This window comes from Streptomyces sp. NPDC053513, assembly GCF_044544765.1.
In the GTDB taxonomy this organism is placed as follows: domain Bacteria; phylum Actinomycetota; class Actinomycetes; order Streptomycetales; family Streptomycetaceae; genus Streptomyces; species Streptomyces litmocidini.
The window spans coordinates 320,044-340,235 of record NZ_JBITXP010000006.1 but is presented as its reverse complement, the minus strand read 5'-3'; the positions used below and the strand labels follow the sequence as shown (position 1 = coordinate 340,235).

Genomic DNA, 20,192 nt, shown 5'->3' with positions numbered 1-20,192 from the left:
CACGCGCCGACGAACACGGGCAGCTTCCCGGTGCTGCGGTCGGCGGAGTAGGGGTTCGGGGGGGGGGGGGGGGGGGGGGGGGGGGGGGGGCCGCGCCCCCCCCCCCCCCCCCCCCCCCCCTCCCCTCAGGGGTTGGTCACCCGTCAGATGTCGACGACGCGGTAGCCGATGACGTAGACGCCGCCGGAGCCCTCGACGGTGCGCCACTGGGTCTCGGCGCCGACCTCGCTGCCGGTGACGAGCGTGGCGCCGAGCTTGTCGTCGCTGCTGGTGGAGTCGTAGTCCCACAGGGTCAGGGTGCGGGCCTGCTCCTTGCCGAGGATGAGCGCGGCGTTGCCGTTGCCGTCCGCCATGGAGCGGACGTAACCGGTTCCCATGGTCTGGTACTTGATGCCGTTGCCGGGCCAGACCTTGACGGCGTTGCCGTTGGCGTCGGTGATCTTGAGGTAGGCCTCGTCGTGGTCGCCCTCGCTGTTCTGCTGGCAGTGCAGCTCGAACAGCTCGATCTTCACGTAGTCGATCGGCTCGGCGTGCGCGGTGCCGGCGAAGGCTCCCAGGCTGCCGAGTCCGAGCAGGGCGGTGGCGGCGGCTCGGACGACTCGGTTCTTGCGCATGTGGTCCCCCCACACATCGGGTCACTGGTGTGACGTGGTGCCCGGTCCGCCTTCCCCGGCGGCCCGGTGTGCCGTTTCCCCTCGGCACGACATTCACTGTGCCCGGCGGCCCCGCCCTTCCTCTACGCGCGTTCCGCTGGGTGGAACGCGCGGGAAACTACAGGACGAGGGCGGTCGTCGGGACCGGTGTCCGCCGGCCGCCCCGGGCGAGCGCGCGGGTGACCGCGGCTCCCGCCTCGGCGACGGCCTGGGCCAGCGCGTCGAGGCCGCGGCCCGCGGGAACCATGCCGGCGAGCGCCGCGACCGTGCGGCCGTCCGGGGCGCGGACGGGCAGCGCGGCGCAGCACACCCCCTCCATCACGTCCTCCCGGTCGAGGACCGGTCCGCCGCGGAGGGGTCCGCGCAGTGCCTTCCCGGCGGCGGTGTCGAGGCGGAACGCGATGCCGTCGCGCACGGGGAGGAGCGGCTCCAGGTCGCCGGGCACCGAGCTCACGGTGATCGCCATGTCCTCGCGCAGCACGGCGAGGACGACGCTGGCTCCGGTGACGGCCCGGAGGCGCTGGAGCGGCAGCCGGGCGGCGGGACGCAGACCGGGGTGGGGTTCCCAGGCCTGGCCGAGGCGGTAGAGCTGCGGGCCGACCCGGTAGCGGTTGCCCCTGCGTTCGACGGCGCCGACTCCGACCAGCTGGTCGAGCAGCCGGTGGACGGTGCCCTTGGGCACTCCGCAGGCGAGCGCGAGTTCGGTCACGCCCGCCTCGTCGCCGTTCCGGCGCAGGGCGTCGAGCAGCGCGAACGCGCCTTCCAGCACTCCCCGGCCGCGCTCCTGGCGCTCCGGCGCGGCCGTCTTCGCGACGCCGCCCGTTCTCCGTGCCGTTCCGGTGTCCATGGATGGATCCCCCTGATTCGCCACGCCCGGCCGCGGTCCCCCGATGGCGCGGCTGCGGGCACGGGTCCACGATGCCGCAGACCGGACCATTACGACGAAGGGCTTGCGCGCCCGGTCGTGTCGCCTCGTGCCCGGCCCGCCCGGTGGGGGACCCCTTAGGGTGGTCGGCCATGAGAGAAGCTCAACCGCCCGCCGCCCGGTCCCGTCGTCGCAGGACCGTCGGACTGGTCGCCGGGGCCACCGTGGTCGCGGGGCTCGCGACCGCGTTCGTCGTCGCCGCACCGCCCTCGGAGTCCGCGCCCCGCCCGGCGGCGAGGGCCACGGTGGCGGCGAGCCCCTGGATGCGTGCGGCCGGGGCGCCGCTGACGGTGATCGCCCACCGGGGCGCCCCGTCCGCGGCTCCCGAGAACACCCTGGTGTCCGACGAGGTGGCCCGGCGGGGCGGGGCCGTCTGGATCGAGAACGACGTCCAGCCCAGCAAGGACGGCGTGCCGTACATCCTGCACGACACCACCGTCGACCGGACCACGGACGGCACGGGGCCGATCCGCTCGCTGACCTCCGAGCAGCTCGACGCCCTGGACGCCGGCTCCTGGTTCGCGCCCGCCTACGCCGGCACCCGGGTCCCGACCCTGGCCGCCCAGCTCGCGGACCTCAGGGAGCGCGGCGGGAAGCTGCTCCTGGAGATCAAGGGCCGGCACAGTCGCGCCGAGGTGGACCGGATCGTCCGGGAGGTCCGGGAGCAGGACATGGCGGACCGGGTCTTCGTGCAGAGCTTCGACATCCCGTCCCTGCGGTACGCCCACGAGCTGGCGCCCGAACTGCCGCTCGGCCTGCTGCGCGGCACCCTGGACGCCGATCCCGTCGCGCTCGCCCGGGAGCTGGACCTCGCCGCGTACAACGTCTCGGACGCCGCGCTCGCCACCCGTCCGCAGCTGGTCGGCGACCTGCACGCGGCCGGCGTCGCCGTGAACGTGTGGACGGTCGACGCCCCGGCGCGCTGGAAGGCCCTGGACGCGCTCGGCGTGGACGGCGTCATCACGAACCGTCCCACCGAGCTGGGCGGCTGGTCGTCCGGCCGGACGAGCTGAGCGGCGCCGGGCGGCCCGTCAGCGGGTGGTCAGTTCCCGCAGGAGGCCGGGGTTGACCACCCGGAGGATCGTCGCGATGTCGCCGGGATCGGCCGCCGGCCACAGGACGGCCCTGGCCGCGCGGTACTTGGCGGCCAGCCGTTCCCGCTGGGCGGGCGGCAGGGCGGCGGCCCGGTCCGCGCGGCTGTTGTGCGCGTTGTCGGCGATCTTCACGAGGGTGGCGTCGGGGTCCTCCGCGATCCGGCGGAGCTTCTCCTCGTAGGCCGTGCCCGGGTGATGGGTGACGGCTTCGACGAGGGCGACGACCCGGGCGGGGATCCCGGCGGCGCGCAGCCGCTCCGCCGTCCACCCGGTGTCCTCGATGACGTCGTGCAGCAGCCCGGCCATGGCCAGGTGCGGGCCGAACGGCTCCAGGCCCGCGGCGACGGCCCGGACGTGGGCGACATAGGGCACGCCCGCCTTGTCGACCTGTCCGGCGTGCGCGCGGTCGGCCAGTTCGTCCACTTCGGCGAGGGTCTTCATGCCCCCATCATCGCCGGGCCCGGCGGTGGACGCGGCCGGCCGTCACACGCTGTTCACACGGAACCGGGAATGCCCGCCCCGCGGCCCCCGGTTGCCGGATGCATGACTCTTGGAGTGACGCTCAGTTCGACCTCCCGGCAGCTTCCGGTCGACGACACCGTGCGGCTCGCGCGGGAGGCGCACGACGCCGGCCTGCACTCGGCGTGGTTCGGCCAGTCCTTCGCGTACGACTCTCCCTCGCTCGCCGCGATCGTCGGGCGCGAGGTGCCCGGACTGCAGGTCGGGACGTCCGCGATCCCGGTCTTCGGCCGCCATCCGCTGCTCGTCTCCAGCCAGGCGCAGACCGCGCAGGCCGCCACCGGCGGCCGCTACCACCTGGGGCTCGCCCTCGGCACCCGGCACCTGACCGAGACCGCGTTCGGCCTCCCGTACCAGCGGCCGATCGGGCTGCTCAGGGAGTTCCTCACCGCCCTGCGGCCGCTCCTGGAGACGGGCGAGGCGGACTTCCACGGGGAGCTGCTGACCGCGACGACCCCGTACCCGGCGGCGGTGCCGGGGGCGGACCGGCCGCCGGTGCCGGTGCTCGTCGCCGCGATGGGCCCGCAGGCCCTGCGCGTCAGCGGTGAACTCGCCGACGGCATCCTGCCGTTCCTCGCGGGGCCGCGTGCGCTGGCCGAGCACGTCGTGCCGGCCGTGACCGCCGCCGCCGAGGCGGCGGGCCGGCCCGCGCCCCGGATCGTGGCCCTCGTGCCGGGCGTGGTGACGGCGGACGCGGAGGGCGTACGGGAGAAGGCGGCGGAGGCGCTGGCGCTCTACGAGCGGATCCCCTCGTACCGGCGTGCGATCGAGCTCTCCGGCGCCGACCGGGCGGCCGGTCTGGCCGCGATCGGGGACGAGGAGGCGGTCGCCGCCGAGGTGCGGCGCTACCGCGAGGCGGGGGCGACGGAGGTGGTCTTCACCGCCACGGACCTGGGCGGCGAGGACGACCGCCGCCGCACCTGGAAGCTCCTCGGCGAACTGTCACGCGGCTGAGGCCCGCCCCCGTCCCCGTCCGGTCGCCCGGGGCGCCGGGCGGGCCCTGACACGGCTGCTCAGCGCCTGCCCGCGCCCTGGGGCACCGCCTCGGTCCCGGCCGGTTCCTCGCCCTCGGTGTCCAGGTGGGGCAGGATCCGGTCGAGCCAGGCGGGGGTCCACCAGGCGTGGCGGCCGAGGAGGGTCATCACGGCGGGCACGAGCAGCAGGCGCACCACGGTGGCGTCGATGAGGACGCTGGCGGCGAGGCCGAGACCGAGCATCTTGACGACGATGTTGTCCGAGACGATGAAGGCGGCGAAGACGCTGACCATGATCAGTGCGGCGCAGGTGATGACCCGGGCGGTGATCTCCAGGGCGTGGGCCACGCTGGCCTTCGAGTCCCCGGTGCGCAGCCATGCCTCGCGGACGCGGGACAGCAGGAAGATCTCGTAGTCCATGCTCAGGCCGAAGACGATGGCGAACATCATCATCGGCACGTAGCTCTCGATGGGCACCTTGCCGGAGACGCCGAGCGCGGGTCCGCCCCAGCCCCACTGGAAGACGGCCACGACGACGCCGTACGAGGCCGCGATGGAGAGCACGTTGAGCACGGCCGCCTTGACCGCGACGAGGAGTCCGCGGAAGACGATCAGGATGACGAGGAAGGCGAGCGCGACCACGACGGCGATGATCAGCGGCAGGCGGCTGGAGACGATGTCGAGGAAGTCGACCTGGGCGGCCGTGTTCCCGGTGACGTAGGTGTGCGCGTCGGTGCCGGCCACCGCCTGCGGGAGGACGTCGTCGACGAGGCGGTTGGTCAGCTGTGTCGTCTTCTCGTCCTGCGGGGAGGCCACGGAGTAGGCGGTGCCGACGAGGACGTCGCCGTCGGAGGTGGTCTGCAGCGGGGTGACGAAGGCTGCGTCGGGGACGCCCGTCAGCGACTGCTGCAGTTTGGTGCCGAGGGCGGCCCGGTCGGCGGCGGGCACGGCCGACTGGTCGACGACGAGGGTGAGCGGTCCGTTCGCGCCGGGGCCGAAGGCCGTGGAGATCAGGTCGTAGGCCCGCCGGTCGGTGAACGACTTCGGGTCGGCGCCGTCGCCGATGTGGCCGAGCTGGATGAAGAGCAGCGGGAAGGCCAGGACGAGCAGGACCAGGACGCCGCCGGTGAGGAACCACCAGGGGCGCTTCTCGACCCGCTGCGCGTAGCGGTGCCAGGTGCCGTGCGCGGGTGCGCCGGGCTCGGCGTCGGTCTCCGCCACGGGTTTGCGGACGTGGTAGCGGTCGATCCGGTGGCCGACGAGTCCGAGCATGGCCGGGACGAGGGTGAGCGCGGCGATGACGGCGGTGACGACCGTGAAGGCGGCCGCGAGGCCGAGTTTGCCGATGAAGGTGACGCCGGAGACCCACAGCCCGGAGAGGGCGATGATGACGGTGCAGCCGGAGACGAGGACCGCGCGGCCGCTGGTGGTGGTCGCGCGGGCGGCCGAGTCGGCGGGATCGTGGCCGTGCATGAGGTTCTGGCGGTGGCGGGTGATGAGGAACAGCGCGTAGTCGATGCCGACGCCGAGGCCGATCATGGTGGCCAGGGTGGGCGAGACGGTCCCGAAGGTGAAGGCGGCCGCCATCAGGCCCAGCAGGGCGAGCCCGCAGACCGCTCCGAGGAGTGCGGTGACCAGCGGCATGACGGCGCCGATGACGCTGCCGAAGCCGATGAGGAGGACGACGATCGCGACGGCGAAGCCGATGGCCTCGCTGCTGCGGTCGTCGGCCGTCGGCCGGGCGAGTTCGCCGAGCGAGCCGCCGTACTCGACGGTGACGCCGGCGTCCCGGAGGGGCTTCACGGCGCTGTCGACGCCGTTCAGGTAGTCGGTGCCGAGGGTGGAGGGGGGCACGCTGAAGCGGATGGTGATGTACGCGGTCTTGCCGTCCGTGGAGAGCGGGCCGGTGTTGGGCGTGCCGGCCGGGAGCGCGGGCGGCGTGGTGCCGGGCGGCGGCAGCGGGTTCTGGGCGCCGATGACGTCGGGGAGCTTCCCCAGGGCGGTGACGGCGGAGTTGACCGCGGACGACTCCTGCGTGAGGGGCTTGGAGGGGTCGTTCAGGACGACCTGGGCGCTGTATCCGCCGGCGGCGGGATCGTGCGCCTTGAGGACGTCGAGGCCCTCGGCCGACTGCACGCCGGGGAGCGCGAAGTCGTCGGAGAACATTCCGCCGACGGCCCGGTCGGTGATCTGGAGGCCCGCGACGGCCGCCAGCCAGAGGGCGATGACGACGAGGAAGTGGCGGGCGCACCAGTGGCCGAGTCGGTAGAGGGCGCCCTGGGGGGATGCTGGCCGGCCGTGGGCCGGGCTTCCTGCGTTCATGGCGTGCCCGTGTCCGGATAGGGAAGTCCCCGAGCGGTTCCGGCACCCGCGTCGTGCGGGCCTGCCTCGTCCATTCTTCGCCCGGCTCCGCACTCCGGCATCTCGGCCGGGGAAGGCCCGGTGGGAAGCCGGGGGAAACCGGTCGGAGGGGGCGGTGGGAAGTGGGCGGCGAGCGGGTAGGAAGCCGCCCGGGACGGGCGGTCGGCCCGTGACGTCCGGGAAAGGGGAGCAGCATGCGGGACGAGGGTGCCGGGCGGAAGCCGCTGTCGGCGGCGGAACTGTTCGACGATCTGGGCCTGGCGTACGAGCGGGCCTTCGGGCGTCTGCCGGAGCAGGCGGCGGCGGTGGACTGGCTCACGGAGCGCCTGGGCGCGGGGGCCCGGGTCCTCGACGTCGGCAGCGGTACGGGGCGGCCGGTCGCCGACCGTCTGGTGCGGGCCGGGTGCGTGGTGACGGGCATCGACGTGTCCGGGGAGATGGTCGGGCTGGCCCGCGCGCAGGTGCCGGGGGCCGTGTTCGAGCAGGTGGACGTGCGTGACTACGACGCCCCGCCGGGGGGTTTCGACGCCGTGTGCGCCTTCTTCCCGCTGCTGATGATGAGCCGGGCGGAGGCATCCGCCGCCCTGGAGCGGATGGCGGGCTGGGTGGCGCCCGGCGGCTATCTGGTGTCCGCCACGGTGCCGGCGGACGTGGACGGGGTGGAGATCGAGTTCATGGGCCGGCCGGTCAGGGTCTCCAGCTTCTCGGCCGAGGAGTACGTGCGGACGCTGCGGGAGGACTGCGGTCTGGACGTCCTGCGGCACGAGGTGTCGGTCTTCCGGCCGGACGACGAGAGCGCGGTGCCGGAGGAGCACCTGTTCTGCTTCGCGCGGCGCCCCGATCGGCCCGGCGACGGGGGCGTCTGATCCCCGCCGGCGGGTTTCTCGCCGTTCGGGCGGCCGTCTCGGGATGCGGAAGAGAAGAAGGTCACAGTCGTACGCCCTCCTGCTCCTTTGTGGATCTCCCCTAGCATCCGAGCCATGACGGTCCTGCCTGACGACGGGCTCTCCCTGGCGTCCGAATTCCCAGACGCGCCACATGAGCAGTGGCAAAACCTCGTGGCGGGCGTCCTGCGCAAGTCGGGCAAGGAGGTCTCCGGCGACGCCGCCGAGGACGCCCTGTCCACTCTGCTGGAGGACGGCCTCCGCACCCGCCCGCTGTACACCGCGCGCGACTCCGCGCCCGACCCCGGCCTGCCCGGCTTCGCGCCCTTCGTGCGCGGCGGGCGCGCCGAGGGCAACACGACCGACGGCTGGGACGTGCGCCAGCTCCATGCGGCGGCCGACGGCGAGGCCGTCCTCACCGACCTGGAGAACGGCGTCACCTCCCTCTGGCTCCGTGTCGGCGGCGCCGGCATCCCGGTCTCCTCGCTCGACGGCGTCCTGGAGGGCGTCTACCTCGACCTCGCGCCCGTCGTCCTCGACGCGGGCGACGAGACGGAGGCGGCCGCCGAGCGGCTGCTGCGGCTGTACGAGGAGCGGGGCGTCGCCCCGGAGGCGGCCCGGGGCAACCTGGGCGCCGACCCGCTGGGCCACGAGGCCCGCACCGGCCGCGCGGCGTACGGCCTCGCGTCCGTGGCCGGTCTCGCGCGCCGCTGCGCCGACCGGTACCCGGGGCTGCGGGCCCTGACCGTGGACGCCCTGCCGTACCACGAGGCCGGCGGTTCGGCCGCGCAGGAGCTGGGCTGCTCGCTCGCGACCGGCGTCGCGTACCTGCGCGGGCTGACCGAGGCCGGACTGAGCGTCACGGAGGCGTGCGGCCAGCTGGAGTTCCGTTACGCGGCCACCGCCGACCAGTTCCTGACGATCGCGAAGCTGCGCGCCGCGCGCCGCCTGTGGGCGCGGGTGGCCGAGGCCTGCGGCGCCCCGGAGGCGGGCGCCCAGCGCCAGCACGCGGTGACCTCGCCGGTGATGATGACGCGCCGCGACCCGTGGGTGAACATGCTGCGCACGACCATCGCGACGCTCGCGGCGGGCGTGGGCGGTGCCGACAGCGTCACCGTGCTGCCCTTCGACGACGCGCTGGGCCTGCCGGACGCGTTCTCCCGCCGGATCGCCCGCAACACCTCCGGCGTCCTCATCGAGGAGTCCCACCTGGCCCGGGTGATCGACCCGGCGGGCGGTTCCTGGTACGTGGAGCGGCTCACCGACGAACTCGCGCACGCCGCCTGGGAGTTCTTCCAGGAGATCGAGCGGGAGGGCGGCCAGGCCGCCGCGCTGCGCTCCGGCTCCCTCGGCGAGCGGCTCGCCGAGACCTGGGCCGCGCGCAGCAGGAAGCTCGCCACCCGCCGCGAACCGATCACCGGCGTCAGCGAGTTCCCGCACCTCGCGGAGAAGCCCGTGGACCGCGCGCCCGCGCCCGAACCGCTGTCGGGCGGTCTGCCGCGCGTGCGCCGCGACGAGGCGTACGAGGCGCTGCGGGCCCGTTCCGACGCGCACCTCGCGGCGACCGGCGCCCGGCCCCGCGTCTACCTGGCCGCGCTCGGCCCGGCGGCCGCGCACTCGGCCCGGCTCACCTTCGCCGCGAACCTCTTCCAGGCGGGCGGCATCGAGGCCGTCACCGAGGGCACGTTCGAGGAGAGCGGCGCCCGCGAGGCCTGCCTGTGCTCCAGCGACGCGCTGTACGAGGAGCAGGCGGAGGCCGCCGCCGGGGAGCTGCGCGCGGCCGGGGCCGAGCACGTCCTCCTCGCGGGGCGCCCCGGGGCGTACGCCGGTGTCGACACGTACGTCTTCGCCGGCTGCGACGCCGTCGCCCTGCTCTCCACCGCCCTCGACCGCATGGGAGTGTCCTGATGTCCATCCCCGATTTCTCCGGGATCGAGCTCGGGGCACAGGCCGCCGCCGGTGGTCCCGACGAGTGGCGCTCGGCCGTGAAGAAGGCGGCGGGCGGTGACGACCTGCTGTGGGAGACCCCGGAGGGCATCGCCGTCAAGCCGCTCTACACCGGGCAGGACCTGGAGGGCCTGGACTTCCTGGACACCCTCCCGGGCATGGCCCCGTACCTGCGCGGCCCGTACCCGACGATGTACGTCAACCAGCCCTGGACGATCCGTCAGTACGCGGGTTTCTCCACGGCCGAGGAGTCGAACGCCTTCTACCGGCGCAACCTCGCGGCCGGGCAGAAGGGCCTGTCGGTCGCCTTCGACCTGCCGACCCACCGCGGCTACGACAGCGACCACCCGCGCGTCACCGGTGACGTCGGCATGGCCGGCGTGGCCATCGACTCGATCTACGACATGCGGCAGCTGTTCGACGGCATCCCGCTGGACAAGATGTCCGTGTCGATGACGATGAACGGCGCGGTGCTGCCCGTGCTGGCGCTGTACATCGTGGCCGCCGAGGAGCAGGGCGTGCCGGCCGAGAAGCTGGCCGGGACCATCCAGAACGACATCCTCAAGGAGTTCATGGTCCGCAACACGTACATCTACCCGCCCGGGCCGTCGATGCGGATCATCTCCGACATCTTCGCGTACACCTCGCAGCGGATGCCGCGCTACAACTCCATCTCCATCTCCGGGTACCACATCCAGGAGGCGGGCGCGACGGCCGACCTGGAGCTGGCGTACACGCTGGCGGACGGCGTGGAGTACATCCGCGCGGGCCGTGAGGCGGGCCTGGACGTGGACGCGTTCGCGCCGCGGCTGTCGTTCTTCTGGGCGATCGGCATGAACTTCTTCATGGAGATCGCCAAGCTGCGGGCCGCGCGGCTGCTCTGGGCGAAGCTGGTGAGGCAGTTCGACCCGCAGAACGCCAAGTCCCTGTCGCTCCGCACGCATTCGCAGACCTCCGGCTGGTCCCTGACCGCTCAGGACGTGTTCAACAACGTCACGCGGACGTGCGTGGAGGCGATGGCGGCCACCCAGGGCCACACCCAGTCGCTGCACACCAACGCCCTCGACGAGGCGCTCGCGCTGCCCACCGACTTCTCGGCGCGCATCGCGCGGAACACGCAGCTGCTCCTCCAGCAGGAGTCGGGCACCTGCCGGACGATCGACCCGTGGGGCGGCAGCGCGTACGTCGAGAAGCTGACGTACGACCTGGCCCGGCGCGCCTGGCAGCACATCCAGGAGGTCGAGCAGGCCGGCGGCATGGCCAAGGCCATCGACGCGGGCATCCCGAAGCTGCGCGTGGAGGAGGCCGCGGCCCGCACCCAGGCCCGGATCGACTCCGGCCGGCAGCCGGTGATCGGCGTCAACAAGTACCGGGTGGCCTCCGACGAGCAGATCGAGGTCCTCAAGGTCGACAACTCCTCCGTCCGCGCCCAGCAGATCGCCAAGCTGCGGCGGCTGCGCGAGGAGCGCGACGAGACCGCCTGCCGGGACGCGCTCGACGCGCTCACCCGGGCCGCGGGCGGCGACGGCAACCTGCTGGAGCTCGCGGTGAACGCGGCCCGCGCGAAGGCCACCGTCGGCGAGATCTCGGAGGCCCTGGAGAAGGTGTACGGCCGGCACGCGGCGCAGATCCGTACGATCTCCGGTGTGTACCGCAACGAGACAGGCGAGTCCCCCTCCGTGGAGCGCACCCGGGCCCTGGTCGACGCCTTCGGCGAGGCCGAGGGACGCCGGCCGCGCATCCTGGTCGCCAAGATGGGCCAGGACGGGCACGACCGCGGCCAGAAGGTGATCTCCACCGCCTTCGCCGACCTGGGCTTCGACGTGGACGTCGGCCCGCTGTTCCAGACCCCGGCCGAGGTCGCGCGTCAGGCCGTGGAGGCGGACGTGCACATCGTCGGGGTCTCGTCGCTGGCCGCGGGTCACCTCACCCTCGTGCCGGCGCTGCGGGAGGAGCTGGCGGCGGAGGGCCGCGAGGACATCATGATCGTGGTCGGCGGTGTCATCCCCCCGCAGGACGTGGCGACGCTCTTGGAGATGGGCGCGGCGGCCGTGTTCCCGCCGGGGACGGTGATCCCCGACGCGGCCCACGACCTGGTGACCCGGCTGGCGGCCGACCTCGGACACGACCTGTGATCGGTCTCGACACGTACGTGAAGGGCGTGCTCGACGGGAAGCGGGCGGTGATCGCCCGTGCGATCACCCTCGTCGAGTCGACCCGCCCCCAGCACCGTGCGCTGGCGCAGGAGCTCCTCACGGAGCTCCTGCCGCACAGCGGCAAGGCCGTGCGGATCGGGATCAGCGGGGTGCCGGGGGTCGGGAAGTCGACCTTCATCGACGCGTTCGGGACGATGCTGACCGGGCTCGGTCACCGGGTGGCGGTGCTCGCCGTCGACCCGTCGTCGACCCGTACGGGCGGCTCCATCCTCGGCGACAAGACGCGGATGGAGCGGCTCGCCGTCGACCCGGCGGCCTTCGTCCGGCCCTCCCCCAGCGCGGGCACGCTCGGCGGCGTCGCGAAGGCGACGCGGGAGTCGATGGTCGTGATGGAGGCGGCGGGGTACGACGTGGTGCTCGTGGAGACGGTGGGCGTCGGCCAGTCCGAGACCGCCGTGGCGAACATGGTCGACTCGTTCCTGCTGCTCACCCTGGCGCGTACGGGCGATCAGCTGCAGGGCATCAAGAAGGGCGTCCTGGAGCTGGCCGACGTGGTCGCCGTCAACAAGGCGGACGGCCCGCACGAGCGCGACGCCCGCGCCGCCGCGCGTGAGCTGGCGGGCGCCCTGCGCCTCATGCACGGCGCCGACGCGGTCTGGACACCGCCGGTCCTCAGCTGCAGCGCGCGGGAGTCGGCGGGCCTCGACGAGGTCTGGGACCGTCTGAAGCAGCACCGGGCGCTCCTCGACTCGACCGGCCGCCTCACGGCCAAGCGCCAGGACCAGCAGGTCGACTGGACCTGGTCGATGGTCCGTGACGAGCTGCTGCGGCGGCTGCACACCGACCCGGCGGTCCAGGAGGCCGCGCCCGCGCTGGAGCGGCGGGTCAGGGCCGGCGAGCTGACGGCGACGCTGGCCGCCGAGGAGATCCTGAGGGCCTTCGGGGAGCGCCGGGACTGAGCCGCCGGCCCCTCCGGGGCTCCGTCGTGGACGCCTGTGCGGGACTTCCCGTCAGGCGTCCTTCTCCATGCCCGGGCGCAGCCTCGCGAGCAGGGCGTACAGGGTGGCGCTGTCCTCCGCGCCGAGCGTGTCGAGGGCGCCGTGGGTCGCCTGCATCTCCTCGCGGACCCGTCGGATGACGTCCCGGCCCTCGTCGGTGGCCACGACGTTCTTGACGCGCCGGTCGGAGGCGTCGGCCTCGCGGCGGACGAGGCCGCGTCCCTCCAGGCGGTCCACGATCCCGGTGACGTTCGAGGCGTCGCAGACCAGCAGCGTGGCGAGGGCGCGCATCGGCAGCGGGCCGTTCAGCTGGGCGAGCACCTTGGCCTGGGTGGAGGTCAGTCCGTGGTGGGCGGCGGCCGCGGCGAAGTCGCGCCACTGGGCCGTGCCGATGGCGGCGAGGAGCTCGAGGAGCTGGAGCTTGGTGGGCGTCTCGGGGGTGGTCGCGCTCATGCTTCGAGCGTACTCAAGATCCTTGATATTATCAATTATTTACTTAAGAACCTCAACCATTTACTTGACCTCCTCAAGCATCGCGGCCTACCTTCGTCCTATTACTTGATGACATCAAAGATCTACGACGTGAAGCACCGAGAAGGCCACCCACACATGAGTCACGAGACCACCCCGCCCGCCGCCGATCCCCGGCGCGAGACGCTCGTCGTCTTCGCACTGAGCCTCGCCGCCATGGTCGTGTCGATGATGCAGACCCTGCCGGTCCCGATCCTCGGCCTCATCCGCGCCGACCTCGGCACCTCGGCCGCGAACGTGAGCTGGGTGACCACCGCCACGCTGCTCTCCGCCGCCGTCTTCACCCCGCTGCTCGGCCGCTTCGGCGACCAGCACGGCAAGAAGCCCACCCTGGTCGCCGTCCTCGGCGTCATGGTCGCCGGCTCCGTCGTCGCGGCCCTGGCGACCTCGCTCCCCCTGCTGATCCTCGGCCGCGTCCTCCAGGGCGCCGCCACCGCGATCTTCCCGCTGGCCCTGTCCGTGCTGCGCGAGGAGGTCCGCCCGCAGAAGCTGCCCGGCGCGATGTCCCTCGTCAGCGGCACCCTGGCCTTCGGCAGCGGCCTCGCGCTCGTCGCCACCGGTCTGCTCACCTCCGGCTCCGACGCCGACTACCGCAGCGCCTTCTGGATGGCCACGGTCTTCGCCGTGATCGCCCTGCTCGCGGTCGTGTTCCTGGTCCCCGCGACCCGCCACAAGACCGGCGGCCGCACCGACTTCCTCGGCGCGCTCACCCTCGGCGCCACCCTGCTGCTGCTCCTGCTGCCGATCTCGCAGGGCCACGAGTGGGGCTGGACCTCCGGCCGCACCCTCGGCAGCTTCGCCGGCGCGGCCGTCGTGACCGTCGTCTGGGTCCTCACCGAGCTCAAGGTCCGCGAGCCCCTCGTCGACATGCGGATGTTCGTGCACCGGCCGGTGCTCATGGCCAACCTGGCCGGCGTCCTCGTCGGCTTCGGCATGTTCGCGAACTTCCTGGGCGTCTCGTACCTCGTCCAGATGCCCGAGGCCCTCACCGGCTACGGCTTCGGCGCGTCCATCCTGCGGGCCTCCGTCGAGTTCCTGCTGCCCGGCGCGATCGTCTCCCTGCTCGCCTCGCCGATCGGCGGCCGGATCGTCCGGCACCGCGGTCCGCGCACCGCGCTGACCCTGGCCGCCGTCCTGGGCGCCGTGGGCTTCGGCTGGCTCGGCCTCGACCACGGCCACACCGCCTCGGTGATCGGCGCCGGCGTGATCGTCGGCGCGGCCGTCAGCTTCGGTTACGCGGCCATGCCCGCCGTCATCATGGCGAGCGTCCCGCACCACCAGAGCGGCATCGCCAACGGCATCAACTCCATCTCCCGCTCCACCGGCAGCGCGATCGGCAGCGCCGTGGTCACCACGATCCTGGCCTCCAAGACGATCGAGCACCTGCCCGCCGGCGTCCCGGCCCTGCCCGCCGAGTCCGGCTTCACCCTCACCTTCGGGGTCGGCGCCGTCGCCTTCGCGCTCGTCGCCGTCATCGCCCGCCTCGGCCTGCGGGCCGGCCAGGCGCCCCGTACCGAGCGGGTGAGCGCACCGGCCGCCGAGAAGGAGAAGGTCGCCGCGGCATGACGGAAGGAGGGCCGGGCCCGTCGGACGACGGGCCCGGCCCTCCTTCCCGTGCGCGTACCGCCGTCGGGTCAGACGCGGTCGGCGGCGATCAGGACGTACTGGAAGGAGCCGTCCCTGTACGACTCGATGAACGCCTCCTCGATGCCGGTGACCAGCGAGGACGTGGCCCGCAGCTCCCAGTAGGGCAGGGTGTCCGGCGTGAGGTCGATGACGGCCTGCGGGACGAGCCGGTTGTCGGCCATCGCCTTCAGGTACTCACGGCGCGAGTGGATGTTGCACTCGAAGTGCGCGTTGATCTGGGAGACCCACTTCGAGGGCTGGCCGTACTTCGGGTTCCAGCAGCCGGTGATGGTCACGTAGCGGCCGCCGACCCTGAGGAACCGGGAGTGCTCGGCCATGAGGTCGTCCAGGTCGACGTACATGCTCGACTCGTTGTTCCACGAGGCGGCGATGCTGCCCTTCTCGAAGGGGGTGTCGAGCATGTTGCAGACCTGGGCGTGGACGTGGCTCTCGATGCCCAGCTCCTTGGCGCGCTTGTTGCCGAAGTCGGCCTGCGTGGAGGAGAGGGTGACGCCCTCGACCTTGCAGCCGAAGCGCTGGTGGGCCATGACGCTCGAACCGCCGCGGCCGCAGCCGGCGTCGACGAGGGTGTCCTCGGGGCCGATGGGGCCCAGGTGGTCCAGGAGGAGCTCGGCCTGCGCCGACTCCAGCCGGTGCAGCTCGGCGATCAGCTTCTTCTCGTACTCGCTGTCCTCGACGTCCCCGAGGGCGGCGTGGTCGACGGCGCCGATGCCGTAGTGGTGGTGGTACAGCCCGTCGACATCACCGAGGCGCAGGTTCACGGGCCTCGCCTCGGCGTTCCAGTAACGGGCGATGTCTCCCTGGTACGGCGTCGCCGGGCCGGGGACGAACGCGGAGGTGCCGTTGACGGTGGGGAGCTCGGTGTTGGTCACAGATGAATCCGTTCTTACCAGAAATCGGGCAGGCTGTAGCGGTACGTGTTGGTCTGGTGCCAGTAGTGGTTGCCGTCCACCCACACGGCGACTCCCTTCAGGAAGCGGAGGACGCTGGGGACGGGGCAGGCGGCGGCCAGTTCCGCGGACGCGGCCTCGAAGTCGCGCATGAGGTCGTTGTGGACCTCGACGGCCTTCAGATAGGCGTCCTTCTCCGAGAGGGACTCCCGGTCGGCCAGCACCACGGGCAGGTTCATGTGCCGCCCGGGGCTGGCGAGTTCCTTGGTGTACGAGTACAGGTCGTTGACGATGGTGCTGGCGTTGCCGGCGAGGGCCAGGACCCGCTGCATGGCCGGCTGGGCGTGCAGGTCGGCGGGGAGTTCGTAGCCGCCGACGGTGTCGGTGATGGTGGGACAGGGGCGGAAGTTGTTGAACTGCCGCATCACCAGGTACTCCCACACCTCCGGCACGTGGTTCGTCTCGTCCCACGCGGCCTCGGCGAGGTAGCCCATGTGCAGCCGGGCCATGTCGTGCCGGAACCGGTCGGCCTGGGAGGGGGTCGCCAGCCGGGCGAAGTACTCCATGGCGGAGCGGTAGGAGCGCCGGGGCGCGTCCGCGTGGAGCGACTCCGCCCACGCCGGCTGGTACTCCGCCGTGGAGTGCAGCGGGTCCAGGGCGGTGTGCGCGAGGAGGAGCCGGCCGCCCAGGCCGATGGGCGAACCGCCGAGGTCCTCGCAGTAGCAGTCGTCGACGGCGTTCTCGGCGACCATCAGCCGGGCGGCGACCATCAGGTGTTCGACGGTCGGGGCGTCCGGGTGGCAGGCCACCATGTAGCGCCCCACGTGGAAGCCGTCGAAGTCGCCCTCCCAGTCCTCGGGGTAGAGCTGGATCTCGTCGAGCGCCCAGGACTTGATGCGGACGCTGACCTCCTCCACGCGCACCGGGTCCGGTTCCGGGATCGGGTGCCAGTAGAGGCCCGGGATGATCAGGGCGTCCGCCGGCGCCGCGGCCGGGGGCGCCGACCGCGGCCCCGCCGCCGGGGGTTCGTCGCGCGGGACCAGGGAGAGGCCGGCCGTGCCGAGCCCGGTGGGGCCGCGCAGGACCCACCCGGGACCGGGCTCCGCGGTGCCCTGGACGCGCGGCTGTGCGTCCACGGGTGCGGCCGTCGTGACCGGCGGGGTGCCGAACGGCGAGGGGGGCGGGGAGGGCAGGGCCGGGCGGGCGGCGGGCTCGGCCACGGGGGCTTCCGTGCCGGTTCCCGCGGGCGTCCCGGTCGGGACGTCGCCGGCGGCCGGCTGCGGGTGCCCGAGGGCGAGGGCCTCGGCGCGGGCCGCCGCCGCGGCGAGGACGTGGGTCCCGAAGTGGGCCGCGGCGCCGGGCAGGCTGGACTGCAGAGGGGAAAGCCCGGGATCGGGCATCCGTGACTCCTTGGGAAGAGGGGTGGGCCGTCCCGGGTTCCGGGCACGCCGACCCGGCCCGGTCGGTCCGGGTGGTGGTGGCCTGCGGGGGGAGATCTAGTCGCGTCGGCGCGCGATCTGCACGTTCTCCAGGACGCCGAGCGCGTTCGGGACGAGGACGGCGGCGGAGTAGTACGTGGTGACGAGGTACGACATGATCGCCTGCTCGCTGATGCCCATGAAGCGCACCGACAGGCCCGGCTCGTACTCCTCGGGCAGTCCGGTCTGGCGCAGGCCGATGACGCCCTGGTTGTCCTCGCCGAGGCGCATGGCGAGGATCGAGCTGGTGTTCTCCTTGCTGATGGGGATCTTGTTGCAGGGCAGGATCGGCACTCCGCGCCAGGCCGGGACCCGGTGCCCCTGGAGCTCGATGGTGTCCGGGTAGAGGCCGGCGCGGTTCCACTCGCGCCCGATCGCCGCGATCGTCCGCGGGTGGGCGAGGAAGAGCTTGGTGCTGCGGCGGCGGCAGAGCAGCTCGTCGAGGTCGTCCGGGGTGGGCGGGCCGGAGTGCGGCTGGATCCGCTGCTTGAAGTCGGCGTTGGGGAGCAGGCCGAACTCCGGGTTGTTGATGAGCTCGTGCTCCTGGCGCTCGCGGAGCGCCTCGATGGTGAGCCTGAGCTGCTCCTCCGTCTGGTTCATCGGGCCGTTGTAGAGGTCGGCGACCCGGGTGTGGACCTTGAGGACGGTCTGGGCGACGGAGAGTTCGTACTCGCGCGGCTTGAGCTCGTAGTCGACGAAGGCGCCGGGGATCTCGGCCTCGCCCTTGTGGCCGGCCGACATCGCGATCTCGGCCTCGCCGTACTTGTTCTGCCGCTGCTCGGGCAGCGAGCTGAACTCGTGGATGTGGGCCTGGAGGCTCGGCGCCGAGGCGAGGATGTTCGCGAAGTCGGCGCGGGAGAGGGTGAGCAGGGTGCCGGAGGTCTCGGCGGTCGCGGTGTAGTCCCAGCCGGCGTCGCCGTCGAGCAGGGCGTTCTCGCCGAACCGGTCGCCGTCGGCGAGGGTGGCGACGGCGACCTCGTCGCCGTACTTGCCGACGGAGGTCTGGCTGATGCGGCCGTGGGCGATCAGGTGGATCTGCTCGGCGGGCGTCCCGCGCTGGACGAGCACCTCGCCGGCGTTGAAGTCGCGCTGGACGCACCGGTCGGCGAGCGCGTTGAGCACGTCGACGTCCTCGAAACCGCGCAGCAGGGCGAGTTCGCCGAGCTCGCGGGGGATGACGCGGACGCGGGAGCCGTCCTGGACGAATTCGATGCGTCCGTCGCCGACGGTGTAGCTCAGCCGGCGGTTCACCCGGTAGGCGCCGCCCTTGGTCTCCACCCAGGGGAGCATCCGCAGCAGCCAGCGGGAGCTGATCTCCTGCATCTGGGGGGCGGACTTGGTGGTGGTGGCGAGGTTGCGAGCGGCCGCGGTGCTCAGACTGGACTGCCTGGGCGGCGCCGACTGTACGTCCGGGCGGTCGTCAACGGTCATCGGACGAGCTCTCCTTGGCGAGGGCGGTTTTCGGCACACGGATGCGCCGAAAACCGGCGAAAGAAGATGAAGGGGGGCGAAGATCCGGGAATCCGTCCAGATCTCGGGGAACAGTAACGGCCGCCGAGCCCGCCTCGCTCAGAGAGTCCGAGGGCATTAACTCCTTGCAGTGATCTTGCTCGAAATGATGTTTAGCCTGGTGATCGACCCGGTTCCGGCCAACTGACGGAGAGTCGGCCATCGCCGCGCCACAGATCCACGGGCTCGGTCACCCGTTCGGCTCCCCGGGACGGGGAGCCCGCGGACCCGGGCGCGCGCGACTGCTCCGTACGGGGGAAGTGTTCGCCTTCGCGTGCGTCGTGTTGACCGGGGGTCAGCGCTTGAGCTGTCCGTCCAGCCACTGGAGGACCTCGGGCGTCACCGGGTCGGTGATGTCCGCGAACTCGTCGTGCTTCTTCAGGAACTTCGCCACGTAGGGGCAGACGGGGACGATGCGCATCCCGGAGGCGCGGACGTCGGTGAGGGCCTGCTCGACGAGGATCGAGGCCAGGCCCTGGCCCGCGTAGGCCTCGTCGACCTCGGTGTGGAAGAAGACCCGCCGGTCGTCGCGGTCGCGGTAGGCCGTCAGGCCCGCGCGCTCGCCGTCGACGAGGATCTCGTACCGGTGCCGGGGGTCCACGCGGCGGACGACGGGGGTGGTGGCCTGCTGTTCGGTCATGGGAGTGCCTTTCGGGCGAGGGGTGGATCGGTGAGGGGAGAGTCACGGGCCGGCGGCGCGCGGGGTTCTCGCACGGGGTGATCCGGGCGCCGGGGCGGTCGCCGGGGTCGCCATCGACCTCGCCGAAGCCGTCGGAGTCCCTCCCCACTCCTCGCGGGCTTCGACGAGGCCCTCGCGGCCGCGGCCGACGAAGCTCCGCCCAACCCGCGTGGGCACCGCATCATCGCAGGTCAGCAACCCTTGCGCCAGGCAGGGATCAGCAAGGGGCCGGCATCGGCGCAGACGCCTCGCTCCTGCCCTTCCACGCCTGCCGGGCGCCCGGGCGCGGCCACCCCGTGGTCACCGGCCGGCCCGCGGGCCGGTGACGATCGTGTGGTGGCCGCCGGCCCCGGTGTCAGGTGCGGGTGAGCGCCGCGGCGCCGAAGGAGACGTCGAAGCGGTCGCACCAGATGCTGACGCTCGGATACGCCGACCAGTCGAAGCCGGCGGGCAGCGGATAGTTCTGGTCGCCCTTGTTGCCCTTCAGCTCGGCCAGGTCGACGTGTTTCCCGTCGTCGAAGACGTCCCAGCCCGCCTTGCCCTCCTTCACGGGCGCGTCGCTCAGCCGGACGTGCAGGTCCGGGCCGTTGCTCGTGTCCAGGCCCTCGATGCGGAGCGTGTGGGTGCCGTCGGCGAGCCGGACGATCCTCACCACACCCGTGGTGGCGTGCTCGTGGCTGACGAAGGTGCCCCGTGCGACGGTGACCGGGCCGGACGGCACGGGAACGGGCGACGCGGAGGAGGGTTCGTCCGTCGTCGGCCCGCGGGGAGTCGCGCTCGCGGAGGGCAGCGCCTCGTTCACCGTCTCGTCCACCCACAGCGCCCAGGGTTCGAACCACACCGACCCGGCCACCGCCGCCACCAGACCCGCGACAACCACCGCGGCCCGCCGCCGCCTCCTCGTGACGCGCTCCACGACGCCCCCCCCTTCCACGCTCCTGTTCGCC

At 72.9% G+C, this 20,192-nt stretch carries 17 protein-coding genes; 7 read left to right on the top strand and 10 right to left on the bottom strand.

Annotation, left to right across the window (positions count from 1 at the left end):
* Nucleotides 1–143 precede the first annotated feature (143 nt).
* Nucleotides 144–614 (bottom strand): hypothetical protein, encoded by a 471-nt coding sequence (locus ACIGW4_RS13745; RefSeq protein WP_123456469.1) that lies wholly within the window; start codon nucleotides 612–614, stop codon nucleotides 144–146.
* A gap of 157 nt (nucleotides 615–771) precedes the next feature.
* Nucleotides 772–1,500: an IclR family transcriptional regulator gene (locus tag ACIGW4_RS13740; RefSeq protein ID WP_123456468.1), complete on the bottom strand. Its 729-nt coding sequence runs from the start codon at nucleotides 1,498–1,500 to the stop codon at nucleotides 772–774.
* Nucleotides 1,501–1,670: 170 nt separating this feature from the next.
* On the opposite strand from ACIGW4_RS13740, the gene ACIGW4_RS13735 reads away from it, so the two are divergent.
* Nucleotides 1,671–2,591 carry a glycerophosphodiester phosphodiesterase family protein gene (locus tag ACIGW4_RS13735; protein ID WP_123456467.1) on the top strand — a complete coding sequence of 307 codons (921 nt, stop codon included), beginning with the start codon at nucleotides 1,671–1,673 and terminating at the stop codon, nucleotides 2,589–2,591.
* 18 nt (nucleotides 2,592–2,609) lie between these two features.
* Here the strand turns inward: ACIGW4_RS13735 and ACIGW4_RS13730 are convergent, their stop codons facing one another.
* Nucleotides 2,610–3,113 (bottom strand): HD domain-containing protein, encoded by a 504-nt coding sequence (locus tag ACIGW4_RS13730; RefSeq protein ID WP_398709199.1) that lies wholly within the window; start codon nucleotides 3,111–3,113, stop codon nucleotides 2,610–2,612.
* A gap of 102 nt (nucleotides 3,114–3,215) precedes the next feature.
* Between ACIGW4_RS13730 and ACIGW4_RS13725 the strand changes: the two genes are divergently transcribed.
* Nucleotides 3,216–4,145, top strand: coding sequence for an LLM class F420-dependent oxidoreductase (locus ACIGW4_RS13725; RefSeq protein ID WP_359590357.1), 930 nt, complete (start codon nucleotides 3,216–3,218; stop codon nucleotides 4,143–4,145).
* A gap of 59 nt (nucleotides 4,146–4,204) precedes the next feature.
* Here ACIGW4_RS13725 and ACIGW4_RS13720 read toward each other — a convergent pair whose 3' ends face one another.
* Nucleotides 4,205–6,487 (bottom strand): MMPL family transporter, encoded by a 2,283-nt coding sequence (locus tag ACIGW4_RS13720; protein WP_123456464.1) that lies wholly within the window; start codon nucleotides 6,485–6,487, stop codon nucleotides 4,205–4,207.
* Nucleotides 6,488–6,720: 233 nt separating this feature from the next.
* Here ACIGW4_RS13720 and ACIGW4_RS13715 point away from each other — a divergent pair, with 233 nt between their 5' ends.
* From ACIGW4_RS13715 to meaB, 4 genes are all read left to right on the top strand, one after another.
* Complete coding sequence (locus tag ACIGW4_RS13715) at nucleotides 6,721–7,392, top strand: bifunctional 2-polyprenyl-6-hydroxyphenol methylase/3-demethylubiquinol 3-O-methyltransferase UbiG (protein ID WP_123456463.1); 672 nt, start codon at nucleotides 6,721–6,723, stop codon at nucleotides 7,390–7,392.
* 114 nt (nucleotides 7,393–7,506) lie between these two features.
* Nucleotides 7,507–9,318, top strand: a complete 1,812-nt coding sequence (locus ACIGW4_RS13710) for a methylmalonyl-CoA mutase family protein (RefSeq protein ID WP_398709207.1) — start codon at nucleotides 7,507–7,509, stop codon at nucleotides 9,316–9,318.
* Nucleotides 9,318–11,492 carry a methylmalonyl-CoA mutase gene (scpA, locus tag ACIGW4_RS13705; protein WP_123456461.1) on the top strand — a complete coding sequence of 725 codons (2,175 nt, stop codon included), beginning with the start codon at nucleotides 9,318–9,320 and terminating at the stop codon, nucleotides 11,490–11,492. Before ACIGW4_RS13710 ends, scpA begins: the two co-directional genes overlap by 1 nt.
* The gene (gene meaB / locus ACIGW4_RS13700) at nucleotides 11,489–12,472 is read left to right on the top strand and encodes a methylmalonyl Co-A mutase-associated GTPase MeaB (RefSeq protein WP_398709209.1); all 984 of its coding nucleotides are present in this window, start codon (nucleotides 11,489–11,491) and stop codon (nucleotides 12,470–12,472) included. The genes scpA and meaB overlap by 4 nt, the downstream gene beginning before the upstream one ends.
* Nucleotides 12,473–12,523: 51 nt before the next feature.
* Here the strand turns inward: meaB and ACIGW4_RS13695 are convergent, their stop codons facing one another.
* Nucleotides 12,524–12,964, bottom strand: a complete 441-nt coding sequence (locus ACIGW4_RS13695) for a MarR family winged helix-turn-helix transcriptional regulator (protein ID WP_123456459.1) — start codon at nucleotides 12,962–12,964, stop codon at nucleotides 12,524–12,526.
* A 156-nt stretch (nucleotides 12,965–13,120) separates the two neighbouring features.
* On the opposite strand from ACIGW4_RS13695, the gene ACIGW4_RS13690 reads away from it, so the two are divergent.
* Nucleotides 13,121–14,608: an MFS transporter gene (locus ACIGW4_RS13690; protein WP_399580336.1), complete on the top strand. Its 1,488-nt coding sequence runs from the start codon at nucleotides 13,121–13,123 to the stop codon at nucleotides 14,606–14,608.
* Nucleotides 14,609–14,676: 68 nt separating this feature from the next.
* On the opposite strand, the gene ACIGW4_RS13685 is transcribed toward ACIGW4_RS13690, so the two are convergent.
* From ACIGW4_RS13685 to ACIGW4_RS13665, 5 genes are all read right to left on the bottom strand, one after another.
* Nucleotides 14,677–15,561, bottom strand: coding sequence for a geranyl diphosphate 2-C-methyltransferase (locus ACIGW4_RS13685; protein ID WP_123456457.1), 885 nt, complete (start codon nucleotides 15,559–15,561; stop codon nucleotides 14,677–14,679).
* Nucleotides 15,562–15,575: 14 nt separating this feature from the next.
* Nucleotides 15,576–16,979 carry a family 2 encapsulin nanocompartment cargo protein terpene cyclase gene (locus ACIGW4_RS13680; protein ID WP_399580333.1) on the bottom strand — a complete coding sequence of 468 codons (1,404 nt, stop codon included), beginning with the start codon at nucleotides 16,977–16,979 and terminating at the stop codon, nucleotides 15,576–15,578.
* A 96-nt stretch (nucleotides 16,980–17,075) separates the two neighbouring features.
* The gene (locus ACIGW4_RS13675) at nucleotides 17,076–18,488 is read right to left on the bottom strand and encodes a family 2B encapsulin nanocompartment shell protein (protein WP_399580330.1); all 1,413 of its coding nucleotides are present in this window, start codon (nucleotides 18,486–18,488) and stop codon (nucleotides 17,076–17,078) included.
* A gap of 373 nt (nucleotides 18,489–18,861) precedes the next feature.
* Complete coding sequence (locus ACIGW4_RS13670; protein ID WP_359590360.1) at nucleotides 18,862–19,206, bottom strand: GNAT family N-acetyltransferase; 345 nt, start codon at nucleotides 19,204–19,206, stop codon at nucleotides 18,862–18,864.
* Between the two features lie 394 nt (nucleotides 19,207–19,600).
* Nucleotides 19,601–20,161, bottom strand: coding sequence for a DM13 domain-containing protein (locus ACIGW4_RS13665; RefSeq protein WP_399580328.1), 561 nt, complete (start codon nucleotides 20,159–20,161; stop codon nucleotides 19,601–19,603).
* Nucleotides 20,162–20,192: the final 31 nt, after the last annotated feature.